This is a genomic window from Pseudomonas sp. GL-RE-26 (assembly GCF_019956275.1).
GTDB classification, from domain to species: Bacteria; Pseudomonadota; Gammaproteobacteria; order Pseudomonadales; family Pseudomonadaceae; genus Aquipseudomonas; species Aquipseudomonas grandcourensis.
The window spans coordinates 62,817-81,227 of record NZ_JAHBDI010000022.1 but is presented as its reverse complement, the minus strand read 5'-3'; the positions used below and the strand labels follow the sequence as shown (position 1 = coordinate 81,227).

The window sequence follows — 18,411 nt, the reverse complement described above, 5'->3', positions numbered from 1 at the left end:
CCACACTCCACCGGGCCGCTTGCGGCCCGGTGCTGATTCGCTGACGAACCGCAAAGGTGATGTGCGTTTATTGCTCCGGGTTCAGGATTCGACCTTGCGGCCGTGTGCGTCGGCTCTGAGTTGCCCGGTATCGACTCGGACAAAAGTGGAGTCCCCGACCGCGGTCAGGACATCCCCGGCGAAGACCTCACAGATGACCCGGCTTTTGCGCCCGACCTCGCCCTCGACTCTTGCACGCAGTGTCAGGGGGACACCCATCGGGGTGGGCTTGATGAACTTGATGCCCAGGTTACCGGTGACGCATGTAACGTGAGGCAGGCTGCCGACCTCGCGCTGTTCTGCCCGGTAGTGATAAGCCATCGCAGCCCAGTTGGAGTGGCAATCGACCAGCATCGCGATCAAACCGCCGTAAACCAGACCCGGCCAGCCGCAGTACTTGTCATCCGGCATATGCTGCGCCATGACATGCACCCCGTCTTCATGCCAGAAGCTCTTGATGTGCAGCCCGTGCGGGTTCTGGCTGCCGCAGCCATAACAAACGCCTTCAGGCGCGGCGATGTCTTGAAGCGAAGTGTCCTGCGTGGTCATGCCGTGTCCATCCTTAATACCGGGGGCCAATTGTCGTGGTTGCGAACCGGGTCACCGGATCAATATTGGCAGATTGCTGTGCCGGAAACGACGCAATACCCTGAGAATCAGGGATACTCCTGCCGAGCATGCAAAACGCTCAATATCTCGATTCGATCCGTCACTCGGTAAACCACAAGGTAGTTGGGATGCACGACAATCTCCCGAGTGCCGGGTACTCGACCGAATCGATAAAGGTAGGGATGTTCAGGAAGGGCCGATGTAGCAGCCTCGATTGCTTGAAACAGCTCGCTGGCCGCTACGAAGTTTCGGTCGCCAATGTAGTTCAGGATTTGCCAGAGTTCGGCCCGTGCTTCGGGCCGCCACTCAACCAGCATCGTACTTGTTGCGCTTTGATTCGATGAGGGCTCGCATATCAGCCATCACTTGATCGTGCGGGACATTCTGGCGCGGGTCGTCAATCGAAGCTTGCACCTTGGCGCGGAACCAATGGTCATAGCTGGCGGCCTGCTCTTTGGTCTCAAACTCTGAAACGATGGGGGAAAGTTCGGCGCTCATGATGGCCTCCGGGGTCAATGGGTAGCAGTCTAATCGGTATCGGGGGCGCTGTCGTCGATCGCAAGATGAAGTGTCATTTGCCAAACCGACCAACGCGTAAAGCCAGATCGTAAGGGCTGTACTTCCGAGGGCCAACCGCAAACTTTCGTAGGACTCTTCCTGCCGACTCCGAGGAATTCAACGCTCTCTGACAAGGCATGACAGCAGGTTAAAAACCACTCAATAGCGCCTGTTTAAGCGGCCTACAGGTTACTTCGTGAAAGCCACAATGCCTTGCGCCGTTGCCTACAGGTACGCCAGAATCCGCCGGCTTGTGCGCCTTGGGAGTCGTCGGTAACTTGGTTCGGGTCACTGATTTCCAGTGATCGGGTTTAGTAGCCCGGTATTTCCACCATCGGTTGCATAAGCGTCGTTCAGTCAGGTTTACCTGTGCTTAATGGTGGCTGTGTGCATGGCGTCTTCGGATGCGCCGGGTTTTGGGTGGATTACCGGTCTACTAACTTGCACACAGCCGCCACCCTTTCGTTTAGTAGCGCGATGGTTGTGGCCCTAAATGGAATGCCACCAATGTTCAAGCCCACACCAAATCCGCCGGACTCCGACCCGGTCTCGCCGTACGAAAGCCCCGACTCCAAACAATTCCACGAAGCCGCCGAGCGCGCGCTCAATCACTACCTCAACCCGGGCGCCAACATCATGGCCACCCCGCGCACACCCAGCACCATGTTCATCGTCAACCCCGAACTGAGTACCGAAACCCTGCTGGTGCACGCCTGCGAATCCCTGGCGTCGGCCAATGTCATGGCCAACGATCTGGTGGATCATCTGGAGGGGACGAGTCGCAGTGCGCTGCTGGGGATTGCACAGGTGATCATGCTGGGGGAACTGGCGGTGAATCGGGCGCTGGATCGGCTTGATCCGCCTTAGTAGCCACCGCTCTTGTGTTGAAGGCACTCACCTGTGGCGAGGGAGCTTGCTCCCGCTGGGCTGCGAAGCGGCCCCAAAATCGACTATCGCGGTGACTCAGACATACCGCGTTGTTCGGGTTTACGGCTGCTGCGCAGCCGAGCGGGAGCAAGCTCCCTCGCCACAGATTAAGCAGTGCCCACATGAGTGTGTCGGTCAGGCCAAACTCTCGCTAATCTGCGTCGCCAGTTGCACCAGCATCCCCGGCACTTCCTGGACCATCTCGCCCATGCGCGCAAAGTCGTGGGTCATGCCGGCCTTGACCTCCAGCACCACGGGTTGCCCCGCCGTGCGCAGTTTCTCGGCCCAGGCCAGGCCTTCATCGAGCAACGGATCGTACTCGGCCAGCCACAGCACCGTCGGTGTCAGCCGTTGCAGGTGCTCGGCGTACAGCGGCGAAAAACGCCAGTCGGCACGATCCGCTTCGCTGCGTTGGTATTGCTGGTAGAACCACTCCAGCGTGGTGGCTTCCAGCAGGTATCCTTCGGCGAACCGCTCAAGGGATGGGCGCTTTTTTACCGCGTCGATCACCGGGTACAGCAGCACTTGCAGGCGCGGCACCAGCGGCCAGCCCAATGGGTCCTGGGCAATGGCGATGCACAGCGATGCCACCAGGCTGCCGCCGACGCTGTCCCCCGCCAGCGCAATGCGCCTGGCGTCCAGCCCCAACGCCTTGGCTCCGGTGATGGCCAGCCAACGGGTGATGTCTTCGGCATCGTGGTAAGCGGTGGGAAAACGGTGTTCCGGCGCCAGGCGATAATCCGCCGACAACACGGCAAACTCCCCCGCCAGCGCCAGGCGCCGGCACAGGGTGTCGTGGGAATCGAGGCTGCCCACCACGTAGCCGCCGCCATGGAAGTACAGCAACACCGGGCGTGGCTCGCTGCCCGGTTGCGGTTGGACGTACAGCCGCGCGTTGAGCACATGCCCGTCCCGCGCGGGAATGCTGAGCGCCGTCACCGTCAACATGCCCGTCGGGGCCGCATCGAGCAACTGTGAGGTCTGTTCGAACTGCTGGCGCGCTTCGTCGGGATTCAGCTCATGCATGGGTTGGCTTTTGCCGCTGAGGCGGCCGAACTCGGCCAGTTCTAGAAATCCTTCGATGTCCGGGTGCAGTGCCATGGGCGGTGGTCTCCAAAAATAAAAAAGCTCGCCCAATAAACGAACCGTGAGGACCGTTCATTAGGGCGTAATCCTGTTCAATCAAAAACCTCCTGCACCGAACGAAAATCTGTGGCGAGGGAGCTTGCTCCCGTTCGGCTGCGAAGCAGTCGTAAACCCGAGCAATGCGGTATACCTGAATCACCGCGATGCCCGGTTTTGGGGCCGCTTCGCGACCCAGCGGGAGCAAGCTCCCTCGCCACAGGGAAGCTGCCTTACCACAAATGATTGGTTTAGAACTGCGGCACCACCTCCCGGCCAAGCGCCGCCACCACGGCGTCCAGGCACTCATCCTGCTGCAGGATATCGAAGTGGCCGGCCGTTACCGTTTGCACCTTGCGCAGCCGTGGTTGCTGACGTTCCAGCGTCGCGCGTTCGGCCGTCGGGTTGCCGTCGGCCCACCAGCAATACAGTTCGGCCTGCGTAATCGGCAGGCTTTCGACCTGCCGCGACAGCGCCTTCAACCGCGTGCTGACCATGAACGTGTGGGCCAACTCGTCGGCACCGAGCAGCGCGTAACCGCTGGCCTGATCGCTTTCGCTGTCGATCACCGCGCGAATGACCCGCGCCACGGCGTCGTGGTCCCCTGACCTCTCGGCATTCAATGCCTGGGCGATCACTGCGTCGTCCATACCCAAAGTTGCACCAAGGAACTCGGCCAGATCCACGCGCCACTCATCCGGGCTGGCGACGGCATTGGCCTGGGTCGGCACAAAGCAGTCCACCAGACCGACGAATGCCACACGCTGGCCCTGTTGTTCGAACAGGTCACTCACCATCAACGCCAACGCGCCGCCCAGCGACCAGCCCAGCACGTGGTACGGGCCCTGGGGTTGCCGGGCGCGGATCGCCTCGACGTAGTCGGCGGCCATCTGCGAAAGCGAGGTGTCGTGCCACTGCCGGTCGAGCAGCATCCGGCATTGCACGCCGTACACCGTGCGCTCGCCCTCCAGGCGCCGGGCCAGTGGCTCGTAGTCGAACACCGTGCCGAAACCGGCGTGCAGGCAGAACAGCGGCGGCTGATCGTCTACCACCTGATTGAGCAGCAACAGCGGTTGCGGACTCTGTCGCAGCGGCTGTTCATCGACACCGGACAACCCGGCAATCGTCGGTTTGGCCATCATGTCCCGCAGTTTGAGCTGGAAGCCAGGCTCATTCAGGGCACGGACTTTCGAGATCACCTTGAGGGTGCGCAGCGAATCACCGCCCAACTCGAAGAAGTTGTCGGTAATGCCGACCTTCTCGATGCCCAGCACCTGCTGCCAGATCTCCGCCAGCGCCCACTCCAGCGGCGTGCGCGGGGCCACGTAGTCGCGACCGGTGAAGGCCGGATCCGGCAAGGCCTTGCGGTCGAGCTTGCCGTTGGGGGTCAGCGGGAAGCGCGGCAGCACCACGACCTGCGTCGGCACCATGTAGTCGGGCAGGCTCTCGCGCAATGCCGCCTGGCAACGCGGGCCGAGGCCATCGTCTTGCGCCGCGACCACATAGCCCACCAGTTGCGGCCCCTGGCCGTTGTCACGCACCACCACCAGCGCATCGTTGACCCTGGCCTGCTCGCGCAGTCGCGCTTCGATCTCACCCAGTTCGATGCGGAAACCGCGCACCTTGACCTGATGGTCGATTCGCCCGACGTAATCGAACACGCCATCCTCGCGACGGCGCACCAGGTCGCCGGTGCGGTACAGGCGCCCGCCCTCGGTGCTGAACGGATCGGCGACGAAGCGCTCGGCAGACTGCCACGGATGGCGATGGTAGCCGCGCGCGACACCCCGTCCGCCGATGTACAACTCGCCGACCATGCCCACCGGCAGCGGGTTGAGGTCCATGTCCAGCACGTGCAGGCTGCGGGCGCCGACACGTTGGCCAATCGGCGCATACATCGCCTGGCAGTGGCCGTCGGCGGCGATTTTCCACAGCAGCGGCGTGACCACGGTCTCCGTCGGGCCGTAGCCGTTCACCAAATATTGCGGCTTGAGGGTGTGTTTGACCCGCTCGAAGGTGGCGTCCGGCACCGCATCGCCGCCGAAGCAATAGATGCGCACCGGCGGCGGATCACCGCCCTGCAACTCGGCGTGCTCGGCCAGTTGCAGCAGGTACGCCGGCGGGAAGCAGGCGACGCTGATGCGCTGGCGGTGCAGCACCGCCAGGGTCTGTTCGGCGGTCCACAAGGTGTTGTCGCGGATCACCAGGGTCGAGCCGCTGATCAGCGCGGTGATCCAGCGTTCATGAGCACCGTCGAAGGCGAACGACATGAAATGCAGCTCGCGATTGTCCGGGTCCATCTCGTACAGCTCGGCGATGGCCTGCACGTGCATGCTCAACGGCCCGTGGGCCACGGCGACGCTTTTCGGCTTGCCGGTGGAACCCGAGGTGTAGATCAGGTAGGCCAGTTGCCCGGCATGTACCGCGCGTTGCGGTGCCGGCACCTCGACGTCGAGGTTCAAGCGATCCACCGCGACCATCGCCGTGCCCGGATTGAGTTGTGCGCTATCGCGCAGTCGCTCCTGGGTCAGCAGCAGGCGCATGTCGCTGTCGGCCATCATGTAGCGCAGGCGTTCCTGCGGGTATTGTGGGTCCAGCGGCACGTAGGCGGCGCCGCACTTCATTACCGCCAGCAGCGACACCACCAGCTCCAGCGAGCGCTCCATGAACACGCCGATCACGTCTTCGGCCTGCACACCCTGTTCCAACAGATGCACCGCCAGGGCATCGGAGCGACGGTCTAGCTCGGCGTAGCTCAACTGCTCGGCGTCACGGTCGGCATAGCTCAGGACCAGCGCCGTGTGCTCCGGTTGCCGTCGCGCACGCTGACGGATCAGCTCGTGCACCGGGGTCTCGTCGCCGTCCGCCACTACCGGCAGTTCGCCGTCCAGCGCCCGGCCTTCGTCCAGGGTCAGCAGGCCCAGCTCACCGACGGCGCGCCCGGCGTCGTCGCACAGGCGCTGCATCAGGCTTTCCATGTGGCTGCGCAGCACTTCGACGGTCGCCAGATCGAACTGATCGCGCTGGTGCATGTACTCGATGCGCAACCCTTCATCGAGGCTGACCATCAGGTCCATGGCGAAGCTGGTCAGGCCGAAATCGGAGACATCTTCAAAGCGCAGGGAATCGCCGTTCCACTCGCGCAGGGTGCGGTCCACCGGCTGGTTTTCGAACACGATGATGCTGTCGAACAACGACTGTCCGCCCTGCCCGGCCCAGCGCTGGATATCGCTGAGCGGGGTCTGCTGGAAGTCGCGGATGTCGAGGTTGTAGGCCTGGAGTTCGCGCAGCCAGTCGCCGACTCGGGCTTCAGTCGGCACCGTGTTGACCACCGGCAAGGTGTTGATGAACAGCCCGAGCATGTTCTCCGAGCCGTTGAGGGTTTCCGGGCGGCCGGACACCGTGGCGCCAAAGGTCACCGTGCGCTGGCCGGTGTAGCGCTGCAACAGCAACAGCCACGCGGCTTGCACCAGGGTGTTGAGGGTCACTTGCTGTTGCTGGGCAAAGGCCTGCAAACCCGCGGTCTGCTGTGCACTCAGGTGCGTATAGATCGCGTGATAACCGGCTTGCGGTGCCTTGACCGGCAAGGCGCGGGCCAGGTGGGTGGCGCCTTCGAGGTTATTGAGTTTACCTTTCCAGAACGCTTCGCTGGCCTCGGTGACTTGCTGGCCGAGCCAGTCGATGTAGTCGCGATAGGCCGCCAGCGGCTCGTGCTCCTCACCGCTGTAATGACGCAGCACTTCACCGATCAGGCGCGACACGCTCCAGCCGTCCATGAGGATGTGGTGGTAGGTCCAGATCAGGCGATAGCGGTCGTCCTCCAGGCGTACCAGCAACAGGCGCAACAAGGGTGAACGGTTCAGCAAGAAGCCGCGTTCGCGCTCCTCGAGGGCCAGTTGGCGTACACGCCCGGGCTGATTATCCAGCCCGCGCCAGTCCAGTTCGGTGAGCAGTGACGGCGCGTCACGCAACACCACTTGCAGCGGTTCCTTGTCGCCTTCCCAGAGGAATGCGGTGCGCAGAATCCCGTGACGCCGAGCAGCATCGGCCCAGGCTTCGCGGAAACGCGCGCCATCAACTCCGCGCACGCCCACTTCGATCTGGTTGACGTACAGCCCCGAGTCGCCGTCCTGCACCGAGTGGAACAGCATGCCCTGCTGCATCGGCGACAGCGGATAGACGTCCTCGACTTCGTCCGCCGTCAATTCCAGCACCTGATATTGCGCTTCACTCAGTTCGATTTTTGCTGTCGGTGCAACCACAGCCGGTAAGGCTCGATCCGCCGTGAGCGGTTGAGCGACCGTCGCCAGTTCGGCGATGGTCGGGTGGCTGAACACGTCCTTGGGGGAAATGCTAAACCCGGCCTTGCGTGCGCGGCTGACGGCCTGGATCGAGACGATGGAATCGCCGCCCAGTTCGAAGAAGTTGTCCTGCATGCCAATCTGCGGCACTTCGAACAACGCCTGCCACACCGCTTGCAGCGTTGTTTCCACGGCACTGCGCGGTGCAATGTATTCGCGCACTTGCTGGTCCGGTTGTGGCAGTGCGCGGCGGTCGAGCTTGCCGTTCGGCGTCACCGGCAACTGGTCGAGCAGCAGCACGTGGCTCGGCTGCATGTGCTCGGGCAGCGCATTGCGCAGGTGTTGCTTGAGTGGATCGACAGCGGCATCACCCACGACGTAAGCCACCAGTTGTTTGGATTTGCCGACGTCGAGGGCGATCACCACCGCTTCGCGCACCGATGGATGCTCCAGCAGGCAGGCTTCGATTTCCCCCAGCTCGATGCGCAAGCCACGGATCTTCACTTGATGGTCGATGCGCCCGACGTATTCGATCACGCCGTCCGCGCGGTAACGCGCCAGGTCGCCGGTGCGGTACAGGCGCTCGCCCTGCTCACCGAACGGGCTGGCGACAAAGCGCTCGGCGGTCAGGTCCGCACGGTTGTGATAACCACGGGCCAGGCCGATGCCGCCCAGGTACAGCTCACCGACGCAACCTTGCACTTGCGGTTGCAGGCTGTCGTCGAGGATGTAGGTCACCAGGTTGGCAATCGGATAACCGATCGGCACGCTGAAGCCACCGTCGTCGACACAGGTCCAGTGGGTCACGTCGATGGCCGCTTCGGTCGGGCCGTACAGGTTGTACAGACCGACGTTCGGCAAAACGCGGAACAGGCTGTGCTGCAAGTCCGCCGACAGGGCTTCGCCGCTGCACAGGATCTGCCGCAGGCTGGCGCAACGCTCGAAGCCTTCGCCCTGGACAAATGCCTGCAACATCGACGGCACGAAATGCAGGGTGCTGACCCGGTACTGCTCGATCAGGCTGACCAGTTGCGCCGGATCGCGATGGGCGCCCGGTTCGGCCACGGCCAGGCGTGCACCGGTCATCAATGGCCAGAAGAACTCCCAGACCGACACGTCGAAACTGAACGGGGTTTTCTGCAGCACCGTGTCGCGCCCGTCCAGTGGGTACGCGCCCTGCATCCACGCCAGGCGGTTGTACAAGGCATCGTGGTGGTTGGCCGCGCCCTTGGGTTTGCCCGTGGAACCGGAGGTGTAGATCATGTAGGCCAGCGATTGCAGCTCGACCACGCAGGGCAGGTTTTTTCCGCTGCGGCCTTCGAGCAACGGCGCCATGTCGTCCAGGCAGATCGCCGTGGTGGCGGCTGGAATCGGCAACTGCTGCAGCAAATGCCGCTGGGTCAGCAGCAGGTGTACGCCGCTGTCTTCGAACATATGGTCCAGGCGTTCGCGCGGGTAGTCCGGGTCCAGCGGCACGTACGCGCCACCGGCCTTCATGATCGCCAGCAAGCCGATCACCAGTTCCAGCGAACGCTCGGCGGCAATGCCCACCAACACTTCGGCGCCGACGCCCTGGCTGCGCAGGTAGTGCGCCAGGCGGTTGGCCTGTTGGTTGAGTTCGCGATAGCTGAGGGTCTGGCCAGCAAACACCAGGGCCGGGGCCTCCGGGGTTTGCAGTACCTGGGTCTCGAAGCATTGGTAGACCGGGCGCACATCCGGCCAGGCCTGCGCGGTGCGGTTGAAGCCTTCGACCTGCTGCGCCGTTTGTGCAGCATCGAGCAGGCTCAAGCGCCCCAATGGCTGCTGCGGCGCACTCACCATGGCATCGAGCAACGCCAGCAGACGTGTGCTCAAGCCTTCGATGGCTTCGGCGCTGAATAGCGCCGTGTCGTAGTTGAAACGCAAATCCAGGCATTCACCCAGCTCGGCGGCGATGGCCAGGGGGAAGCTGGTCTGGTCGTGGTGGCTGATGCCGGAGAACTTCAACGCGCTGGCGCTACCCTCTTCCAGCGCTTGCGCCACCGGATAGTTTTCGAACACCAGCAGCGTGTCGAACAGCGCTTCGCCGGAATGACCGGCCCAGCGCTGTACATCCGCCAGCGGCGTGTATTCGACTTCGCGCAACTTGAGGTTGAGTGCCTGGACTTCATCGATCCATTGGCTGACCGTGCGTTCGGGGTGCGGTGTGGCGATCACCGGCAAGGTGTTGATGAACAGACCGATCTGCTGCTCGATGCCCTGCAACTCACTCGGACGCCCCGACACCGTGGCGCCGAACGCCACGGTCTGCTGCCCGGTGTAGCGCTGCAACAGCAACAGCCACGCCGCTTGCAGCAGGGTGTTGGGCGTGACGCGGGCCTGACGGGCAAAGCCGCTCAGGCGCTCGGTGGCGGCGCGATCCAGGCTCAGGTGCAGGGTGCGATGAGCATCGCCCTGCCCTGCAACCGGTCCTGGCAAGGCGCCGGCCAGTCGCGTCGGCTCGGTGAACGACTGCAACTGCTCCAGCCAGAACGCTTCGCACGCGGCGCGATCACGGGTGCCCAGCCAGGTCATGTAATCGCGATAACGACCGACGCTTGGCGCGGGCATGATTCCGGAATAACGCTGCAGCACTTCGCCGAACAACTGCGAAGTGCTCCAGCCGTCCAGCAGGATGTGGTGGTTGGTGAAGATCAGGTGATGGCGGTCATCGGCGGTCTGCACCAGGGTCAGGCGCAGCAAGGGTGCTGCTGTCAGGTCGAAGCCGCGCAAACGGTCGTCCTCGGCCAGGCGATCCAGCGCTTCAGTAACCTTGGTGTGATCGCGCCAGTCGAGCACGGTCAATGGCAGTGTGGCGTCGGCCAGGATCACTTGCAGCGGCCGCGAGCCGTTGCTTTCGCTGAAGATCGCGGCGCGCAAAACTTCATGGCGATTGAGCGTCTGCTGCCAGGCGTCACGGAACGCCTCGACGTCGAGCCCCTGCACGTCCACGCGCATCTGCGGGATGTAGGCCCCGGCATCCGGGGCGAACAGGCTGTGGAACAACATGCCTTGCTGCATCGGCGACAGCGGCAGGATGTCTTCGATCTGGCTGGCCGCCAGCGGCAATGCATCCAGCTGCGCCTGATCGACGCGTACCAGCGGCACGTCGCTCGGGGTCAACCCGCCGGCACCGCTCAGGCAATGTTCGATCAGCTGTTGCAGTTCCAAGGCGTAGGCATCGGCCAGGCGCTGCACGGTCTGCGGGTTGAACACTTCACCGCTGAAGGTCCAGCTCAGGCGCAGTTGCCCGGCATATACCTGACCGTTGATGCTCAGGCCCCGGTCCAGTTCGGCCGACGCGCCCTGCTCGGCGCCACCGCTTTCCTTGGCCGGACGCCATGGCGCGTTCTCGTCGAAACTCGCGTCGAACTGGCCCATGTAGTTGAAGGTGACCTGCGGTGACGGCAGACCCTCAAGGCCGGCGTCGGCCAGATAGCGCAGGATGCCGAAACCGATGCCTTTGTCGGGCACGGCGCGCAGCTGTTCCTTGACTGCTTTGATGCTTCCGGCCAGATCGCCAGCCGGGGTGATTTTCACCGGGAAAATCGAGGTGAACCAGCCCAGGGTGCGGGTCAGGTCGATGTCGTCGAACAGGTCTTCACGGCCATGGCCTTCCAGTTTCACCAGGGTCGAAGTTTGACCGGTCCATTGGCCCAGCACCCGCGCCAGCGCCGTCAGCAACAGGTCGTTGACTTGGGTGCGGTAAGCCGCCGGAGCATCTTGCAGCAGTCGGCGGGTCAAGGTGCTGTCGAGCACGGTTTCCACGCTGACGGCGTGCTGGCTGGCCAGGCTGCCTTGGGGGTTGTCGGCGGGCAGTTCAACTTGCACGTCGCGGTACTGGTCTTGCCAGTAAGTGGCCTGGCTGGCCAATCCGGCACTATGCGCATGGGATTGCAGGCGAGTGGCCCAGGCCTGATAGGCGCTGGTTTTCGCTGGCAGACGCAAGGGTTGAGCTTGCTGCGCTTGTTGATAGGCGGTTTGCAAATCCTCCAGCAGCAATCGCCAGGACACGCCGTCCACCGCCAGGTGATGCACCACCAGCAACAGGCGCTGACCCGCTGCGCCCATGTCCACCAGCAACGCGCGCAACAGCGGGCCGTCCTGCAGATTCAGGCTGGCTTGCGCGGCGTTGCACAGTTCAAGCAGTTCATCGGTATTGGCGGCCTGGCGCTGCCACAGCACCTCGGCGCTGTTCCACTGCTCGGCTTGGGTCTGTTGCCAGACGCCGTCGACATTACGCAAACGCAGGCGCAATGCATCGTGATGCTCCACCAATGCAGTCAAGGCCTGTTGCAGGCTGGCGCTGTCCAGCGGCTCGCGCAGCTCCAACAGCAGCGACTGGTTCCAGTGGTGACGGGCCTCGATGTCTTGCTCGAAGAACCAGTGCTGGATCGGTGTCAGTTGCACCTCGCCGCGCACCGGCCCCTGATCGATGAGCAACCCGGAGCTGCGTACCGCGACCTTCGCCAGGCTCTGCACGGTCTGGTGCTGGAACAGGTCTCGCGGGGTGATGCGAATCCCGGTCTGACGCGCGCGGCTGACCACCTGGATCGAGATGATCGAGTCGCCGCCCAGTTCGAAGAAGTTGTCGTCGATGCCTACCCGCTCGAGCTTGAGCACGTCCTGCCAGATCGCCGCCAATGCAGCCTGCATCTCGTCCAGCGGTGCCGTGTAAGCCTGCTGCGCCAATGCCGCGTCGGGCTTGGGCAATGCGCCGCGATCCAGCTTGCCATTGCCGGTCAGCGGCCATTGGTCGAGTTTGATCAGGTGCGCCGGCACCATGTAATCCGGCAAACCGGCCTGCAAATGTTCACGCAGGGACTGGCGCAAATCGCTGTCGTCACCGGTCGCGGTGAACCACGCCACCAGTTGCGGGCTGCCATTGACCTTGGGCGCCAGGACCAGCGCCTGCTCGATGGCCGGATGGCTTTGCAGGCGGTCCTGGATTTCCCCCAGTTCAATTCGAAAACCACGGATCTTCACTTGATGGTCGATACGCCCGGCGTACTCGATGCTGCCATCGGCGCAGTACCGCGCCAGATCGCCGGTGCGATACAGGCGTGCGCCCGACTCGGCGGCGAACAGGTCCGGAACAAACCGCGTGGCGGTCAGATCGGAACGCTGGTGGTAGCCGCGAGCCAAGCCGGCACCGCCGACGTACAGCTCACCGACGCAACCCTTGGCCACCGGGTTCAGGCGCAGGTCGAGCACGTACCAGCGCAGGTCGGCGATCGGCTCCCCCAGCGGCGAGCTGTTGGCGCCGTCGAGGTCGGCGCGGGACAGCGGTCGGTAGGTCACGTGCACCGTGGTTTCGGTGATGCCGTACATGTTGATCAGCAACGGCTGCCGGTCGTCGAAGGCGTCATACCACGGACGCAGGCTGGCCACGTCCAGCGCCTCGCCGCCGAACACCACGCAGCGCAGGGCCATGTTTTGCGCGTTGGCGCAGGCGAACGGCAGCAACTGGCGGAAGGCCGAGGGCGTCTGGTTGAGAACTGTGACGCGCTCGTCACGAAGCAAGTGGGCGAAGTCTTCCGGGGAGCGGCTGACCGCGTGGGGCACCACCACCAGCTTGCCGCCGTAGAACAACGCGCCAAAGATTTCCCACACGGAAAAGTCGAAGGCATAGGAGTGAAACAGGCTCCAGACATCGTCGGCGTTAAAACCGAACCAGTGTTCGGTGGCACTGAACAGGCGCGTCAGGTTGCTGTGGGGCAACAGCGTGCCTTTCGGTTTGCCGGTGGAACCGGAGGTGTAGATGACATAGGCCAGGTTCGCTGGCGTGGTCAGGTTCGACAGGTTGTCGGCGCTGGCCTCGGACAGCCAGTCGCTGGCGTGATCGAGGCAGATCACTTCAATGCCTGCGTTCAACGGCAGGCGCGGCAACAGCGCGGAATCGGTCAGCAACAGGCGCGTGCCGCTGTCAGCGAGCATGTAGGCCAGGCGATCCTGCGGGTATTGCGGGTCCAGCGGCATGTAGGCACCACCGGCCTTGAGGATCGCCAGCAGGCTGACGATCATCTCCAGCGAACGCTCCAGGACGATGCCCACCAACACGTCCGGGCCGACGCCGCGCTCGCGCAGGCGATGGGCGATTCGGTTGGCGCGGCGGTTCAGTTCGGCGTAAGTGAGGGTGACGCCGTCGCAGGTCACGGCGATGTTGTTCGGGTGCGCGGCGGCCTGGGCCTCGATCAGTTGATGGGCGCACAACAGGTTCGCCTGATCGCTGTTCAACCCGGCAGTGCGATTCCAATCGAGCAAGGTCGCCTGCTGCTCGGCGGCGTCGAGCATGCACAGGTCCGCCAGGGCAACCGTGCTGTCAGTGCAAATCGCCTGCAACAGGTTCAGCCAGTGTCGGCCGAGACGCTCGATTGTCGAGGCGTCGAACAGTTCGGTGGCGTAGACGAACGACGCATGGATGCCCGCGTCGCCCTCGACGGTGTCGAGCATCAGGTCGAACTTGGTGGTCTTTTCGTCCCAGATCAGCGGTTCGACGCTCAGCCCCGGCAGGTCCCAGCGTTGCTGGCCGCCGCTGTCGCGCTGGTGGTTGAACATCACCTGGAACAACGGCGTGTGGCTCAGGCTGCGTTCCACCCCCAGGCCATCGACCAGTTGCTCGAACGGCAGGTCCTGATGGGTCTGGGCGCCGAGGGCCGCGGCCTTGATCTCGGCCAGCAATTGCCCAAACGGCTGGTCGGCCCGTGGCTGGCTGCGCAGTACCTGGGTGTTGACGAAGAAGCCCAGCAGGTTTTCCACGTCCTGGCGGGTGCGGTTGGCAATCGGCACGCCGACGCGGATGTCCTGCTCGCCGCTGTAGCGATGCAGCAACGTCTGCAATGCCGCCATCAGCAGCATGAACAAGGTGCAGCCTTCGCGGCGGGCAAGATCACGCAGTTGAGTGGTCAACGCGGCAGGGATATCCAGCTCGATACTGGCCCCCTGCTGACTCGGGATCGCCGGGCGACGACGGTCGGTCGGCAGGTTCAGTGGCGGGTGTTCATTGCCCAACTGCCCACGCCAGTAATCGAGCTGGCGCTCGGCCTCGCCGGCCTCCAGCCACAGGCGCTGCCAGCGGGCGAAGTCGGCGTACTGGATGCCCAGCTCCGGTAGCTGCGGGGCCTGCCCGGCACTGAGCTGTGCATAGAGCCGGGTGAACTCCTGCAACAGGATCGGCAGCGAGCCGCCGTCGGTGACGATGTGGTGGAAGGTCAGCACCAGCACATGTTGCTGCGCATCGAGGCGGATCAAGCGGCAGCGCATCAACGGGCCGTGCTGCAGATCAAACGGCTGCTCGGCGTTGAGGGCGATCTGGCGTTGCAATTCGACCTCGTTGGCCGCCGAGGCCTCGACCAGCGGTGCCTCCATCTGCGGGTGGATGTGTTGCAGCACCTGCTGTCCGTCGAAGACAAAGGTGGTGCGCAGCACTTCATGACGCTGCACCAGTGCGGTCAGGGTTTGCGCCAGCGCGTCGCGGTTCAGCTCACCGCTCAGGCGAAAGGCACCGGTCAGGTTGTAGGCCGTGGCCTGGGGCTGCATCTGCCAGAGGAACCACAAGCGCTGCTGCGCGTAGGACGCCGGCAACGTGTCGACGGCGCGGTCCCGTGGCGGGATCGGCAGCAGTTCCAGGGTCAGCCCCTGGGCGTGCATCTTCTGTTGCAACGCACGCCGGGCGTCCGCGCTCAAGCCGCAGAAACGCTGGGCCAGGGTCATCATTCTGTCCGGTGCAGCACTCATCGCGCGTGTTCCTCATCCACTTCGTCGAACAACGCTTCGAGGGCGTCTACATCGTTTTCTTTATGGTCACTTTGCTCACGGAACTGCTCGATCTGCGCCGCCAGCCGTTCCAGGGTGTCACCGTCGAAAAACAGCTTGAGCGGGATCGCCAGGTTCAGTTCTTCCTGAATCCGCGCACGAATGCGCGTGGCCAGCAGCGAGTGCCCGCCGAGTTCGAAGAAGTTGTCGTACACGCCGACGCGCTCGACGTGCAGCGCTTCGGCCCAGATCGCCGCCAGGGTTTTTTCCAGGTCGTTGCGCGGCGCGACAAAGACGCTGCGGCGCACATCGAGATCGAGCAAGGCCTGGCGATTGAGTTTGCCGTTGGGCATCAGCGGAAAACGCTCCAGCACCTGCAAACGCGCCGGTTGCATGTGCTCGGGCAGCGTTTCGGCCAGATGGCTGCGCAATTCGTTGAGGCGGATGTCGGCGGTGTCGGTCGGGGACACCACGAAGCCCAACAGTTGCGGGCCGGTCGGGGTTTCCCGGGCAATCACGGCGGCGTCTTCGATGCCCGGCGCGTTGCGCATGGCCGACTCGATTTCACCCAGTTCAATGCGGAAGCCGCGGATTTTCACTTGATGGTCAACCCGCCCCAGATACTCCAGCACGCCATCGGCGCGATAGCGCGCCAGGTCACCGGTGCGGTACAGGTGCTGGCCCGCCACCTTCGTGAACAGGTCGGGGACAAAACGCTCGGCCGTCAGCGTGGCCCGTTGCAGATAGCCCCGGGCAATGCCGGCACCGCCAACGTACAACTCGCCTTCGACGCCCACGGCCACCGGTTGCAGGTCCGAACCGAGCACGTGGATGCGCATGCCGGCAATCGACTGGCCGATCGGCACGCTGTCATCGTCCTGGTCAAGCGGCAGCTCCCAGGCCGAACACCACACGGTGCCTTCGGTCGGGCCGTATTCGTTGACCAGCGCCACCCCCGGCAATGCCTCGCGATGTCGCTGTACCAGTGCATTGCCGCAGGCTTCGCCGGCGACGATCACACAGGCCAGCGCCTGGTGGTCGAGGTGTTCGAGAATCTGCGCGTGGTAGGACGGCAGGGTCAGGTAGTGGGAAATCTCTTCGCGCTGGATCAACGCCGCCAGTCGGGCCGGGGCCTTGTAGCTGTCTTCGTCCGGCAGGCACAGGGTCGCGCCCTGCCCCAGCGCCCAGAAAACCCCGGCCACCGAGCTGTCGAAGGAGAACGACGAGAGCATCAGGAATGCGCGCAGCGGCTGGCGATAGAAAGCGTTGCGCGCCAGGGTCGAGGCCACGGCGTTGGCATGGCTGATCATCACGCCCTTGGGTTTGCCGGTGGAGCCCGAGGTGTAGATGACGTAGGCCAGATTGGCGCTGTCGCCCTGTGGCTCAGGCCGGGTTTGCGCGGCGGACCAGACTTCGGCCCCCGGCATCAGGGAAATTGTCCGCTCACCAGGTAATGCATCCGGCAGCCCTTGGCAGGCCAGCACATGGCGCGCGCCGGTATCGGCGAGCATGAACGCCAGACGTTCGATCGGGTAGTTCGGGTCCAGCGGCAAGTACGCAGCGCCGGCCTTGAGCGTGCCCAACAAGGCGATGACCATTGCCAGAGAACGTTGGCCGTAGACCGCCACGATCTGATCCGGCGCCACGCCTTGGGTGCGCAGGGTATTGGCCACCTGGTTGGAACGCGCATCCAGCTCGGCGTAAGTCAGGCGCTGACCGTTGACACTCAGGGCGATGCGTTGCGGATGCAGGCGCGCCTGTTCGCTGAACAGTTCTTGCAGAAAGCGACACGGCAATGCCTGCTCGGTAGCGTTCGGGTTGAAGCCTTCGATCAGGCGAGTCCGTTGCGCAGCACTCAGCAGATCCGCCTGACCCAGGGTCAGTTCCGGCGATGCCAGTAGCTGGTGGCTGAATTCGATAAACTGCTCCAGCCATTCGACCAGCATCGACTCGGGCAGCGCACCGTCAAGACACGACAACTGCAACTGATCGCCCAGCACCCGCAGGCGCAGGACTTCGGGGTTGCCGTCGTCCACCTCGATAGCGCTTTCAATGGCGGCCTGATAGACGAAGCCGTAACGCAGCGGCGCGGTGCCTTCGGCGCTCAGTTCAAACTCATTGAGGCAATCGAGCCACGACAGCGACTGTTCGACGCTGGCGGCAAACGCCACCAACGCTTGCGCCAGGGTCTGCTGGCTGCGGTGCTCGAAAGCCACCGGCAAGCGCCGGGCGAAGCGTCCGAGGGTGGCGATGGTTTGCTCGTTGCGACCCTCCACCTGCCAGCCCATCAGCAGCTTTTCCTGATGGCCGATGCGCGCGACGAATGCGGTCCACAGTAACAGCGCCAATTGCTCTGCCTCAACGCCCGTTTCTGCAGTGACCCGTTGCACGCCAGCCAACCACGGGGCGTCAATCAACGTTGCTTGACGACGAACCAGCGTGACCTCGACGGCTGTTTCGAACGGCAAGCGATGGGTCACGGCGAACGGCTGTTGCAGGTTGCGCCAGAACGCCGCGCCCTGGTGGCCGATGTCTTCCTCGCGCAGTTCTTCCTGCCATGCGCTGTAGTCCAGGTATTGCAGCGCGTCCTCGTCGTCACCCAGGGTTTCACCGCGCAACAGGCTGCCCAGTTCACTCGCCAGCACCCGCAGCGATACCTCGTCGAAGCTACATGCCGGGGCCAGCAGGGTGATGAACGCCTGCCCTGCTCCGTCTTCAACCTGCGCCACCACCAGCGCCTGACTCGAATCTTCAACCATGACTTCGCGGCTGCGGCTCAAGGCCTCGGCCACCGAAGGCTGGTTGCCCAGCAGCGTGACCGGCAGAGCATCGCACAAGCTCTGCACCGGCCACTTCATGCCCGGCAGGCGGCGGTACAGCGTACGCAGGATTTCATGGCGCTGACCGAGGGTTTCCAGTGCCCCGCGCAACGCCTGGGCGTCCACTGGCCTGGCGAGCGGCAACGTCAGCGCGGCGAACAGCGGCCGTGCGCCCAGCTCCTGGGCACGCAAATAAAAGGCCTGCTGGGCCGAAGTCTGGAATACGTCTACCGAAGGTTCGAGGGCGGTGGTGTTCATGTCGG

7 protein-coding genes are annotated in these 18,411 nt (G+C 63.8%); 1 reads left to right on the top strand and 6 read right to left on the bottom strand.

The window, feature by feature from the left end; translation table 11 throughout:
- Positions 1–81 precede the first annotated feature (81 nt).
- From KGB07_RS15300 to KGB07_RS15290, 3 genes are all read right to left on the bottom strand, one after another.
- Positions 82–588: a PaaI family thioesterase gene (locus KGB07_RS15300; RefSeq protein WP_223465823.1), complete on the bottom strand. Its 507-nt coding sequence runs from the start codon at positions 586–588 to the stop codon at positions 82–84.
- 107 nt (positions 589–695) lie between these two features.
- Complete coding sequence (locus tag KGB07_RS15295; protein ID WP_046043167.1) at positions 696–965, bottom strand: type II toxin-antitoxin system RelE/ParE family toxin; 270 nt, start codon at positions 963–965, stop codon at positions 696–698.
- Entirely contained in the window at positions 955–1,146 is a 192-nt protein-coding gene (locus tag KGB07_RS15290) for a hypothetical protein (RefSeq protein ID WP_046043169.1), read from the bottom strand. Before KGB07_RS15290 ends, KGB07_RS15295 begins: the two co-directional genes overlap by 11 nt.
- Positions 1,147–1,713: 567 nt before the next feature.
- Here KGB07_RS15290 and KGB07_RS15285 point away from each other — a divergent pair.
- Positions 1,714–2,073: a DUF6124 family protein gene (locus tag KGB07_RS15285; RefSeq protein ID WP_223465816.1), complete on the top strand. Its 360-nt coding sequence runs from the start codon at positions 1,714–1,716 to the stop codon at positions 2,071–2,073.
- Between the two features lie 195 nt (positions 2,074–2,268).
- On the opposite strand, the gene KGB07_RS15280 is transcribed toward KGB07_RS15285, so the two are convergent.
- From KGB07_RS15280 to KGB07_RS15270, 3 genes are all read right to left on the bottom strand, one after another.
- A complete protein-coding gene (locus KGB07_RS15280) occupies positions 2,269–3,234 on the bottom strand; it encodes an alpha/beta hydrolase (RefSeq protein ID WP_223465814.1) in 966 nt (321 codons plus the stop codon).
- A gap of 272 nt (positions 3,235–3,506) precedes the next feature.
- Positions 3,507–15,311: an amino acid adenylation domain-containing protein gene (locus KGB07_RS15275; RefSeq protein ID WP_223465812.1), complete on the bottom strand. Its 11,805-nt coding sequence runs from the start codon at positions 15,309–15,311 to the stop codon at positions 3,507–3,509.
- Positions 15,308–18,406, bottom strand: a complete 3,099-nt coding sequence (locus tag KGB07_RS15270) for a non-ribosomal peptide synthetase (protein ID WP_223465810.1) — start codon at positions 18,404–18,406, stop codon at positions 15,308–15,310. The genes KGB07_RS15275 and KGB07_RS15270 overlap by 4 nt, the downstream gene beginning before the upstream one ends.
- Positions 18,407–18,411: the final 5 nt, after the last annotated feature.

Bases quoted from the DNA above. Each gene is read 5' to 3' on its own strand.
- KGB07_RS15300 (WP_223465823.1), bottom strand. From the start codon at position 588: ATGACCACGCAGGACACTTCGCTTCAAGACATCGCCGCGCCTGAAGGC.
- KGB07_RS15295 (WP_046043167.1), bottom strand. From the start codon at position 965: ATGCTGGTTGAGTGGCGGCCCGAAGCACGGGCCGAACTCTGGCAAATC.
- KGB07_RS15290 (WP_046043169.1), bottom strand. From the start codon at position 1,146: ATGAGCGCCGAACTTTCCCCCATCGTTTCAGAGTTTGAGACCAAAGAG.
- KGB07_RS15285 (WP_223465816.1), top strand. From the start codon at position 1,714: ATGTTCAAGCCCACACCAAATCCGCCGGACTCCGACCCGGTCTCGCCG.
- KGB07_RS15280 (WP_223465814.1), bottom strand. From the start codon at position 3,234: ATGGCACTGCACCCGGACATCGAAGGATTTCTAGAACTGGCCGAGTTC.
- KGB07_RS15275 (WP_223465812.1), bottom strand. From the start codon at position 15,311: ATGAGTGCTGCACCGGACAGAATGATGACCCTGGCCCAGCGTTTCTGC.
- KGB07_RS15270 (WP_223465810.1), bottom strand. From the start codon at position 18,406: ATGAACACCACCGCCCTCGAACCTTCGGTAGACGTATTCCAGACTTCG.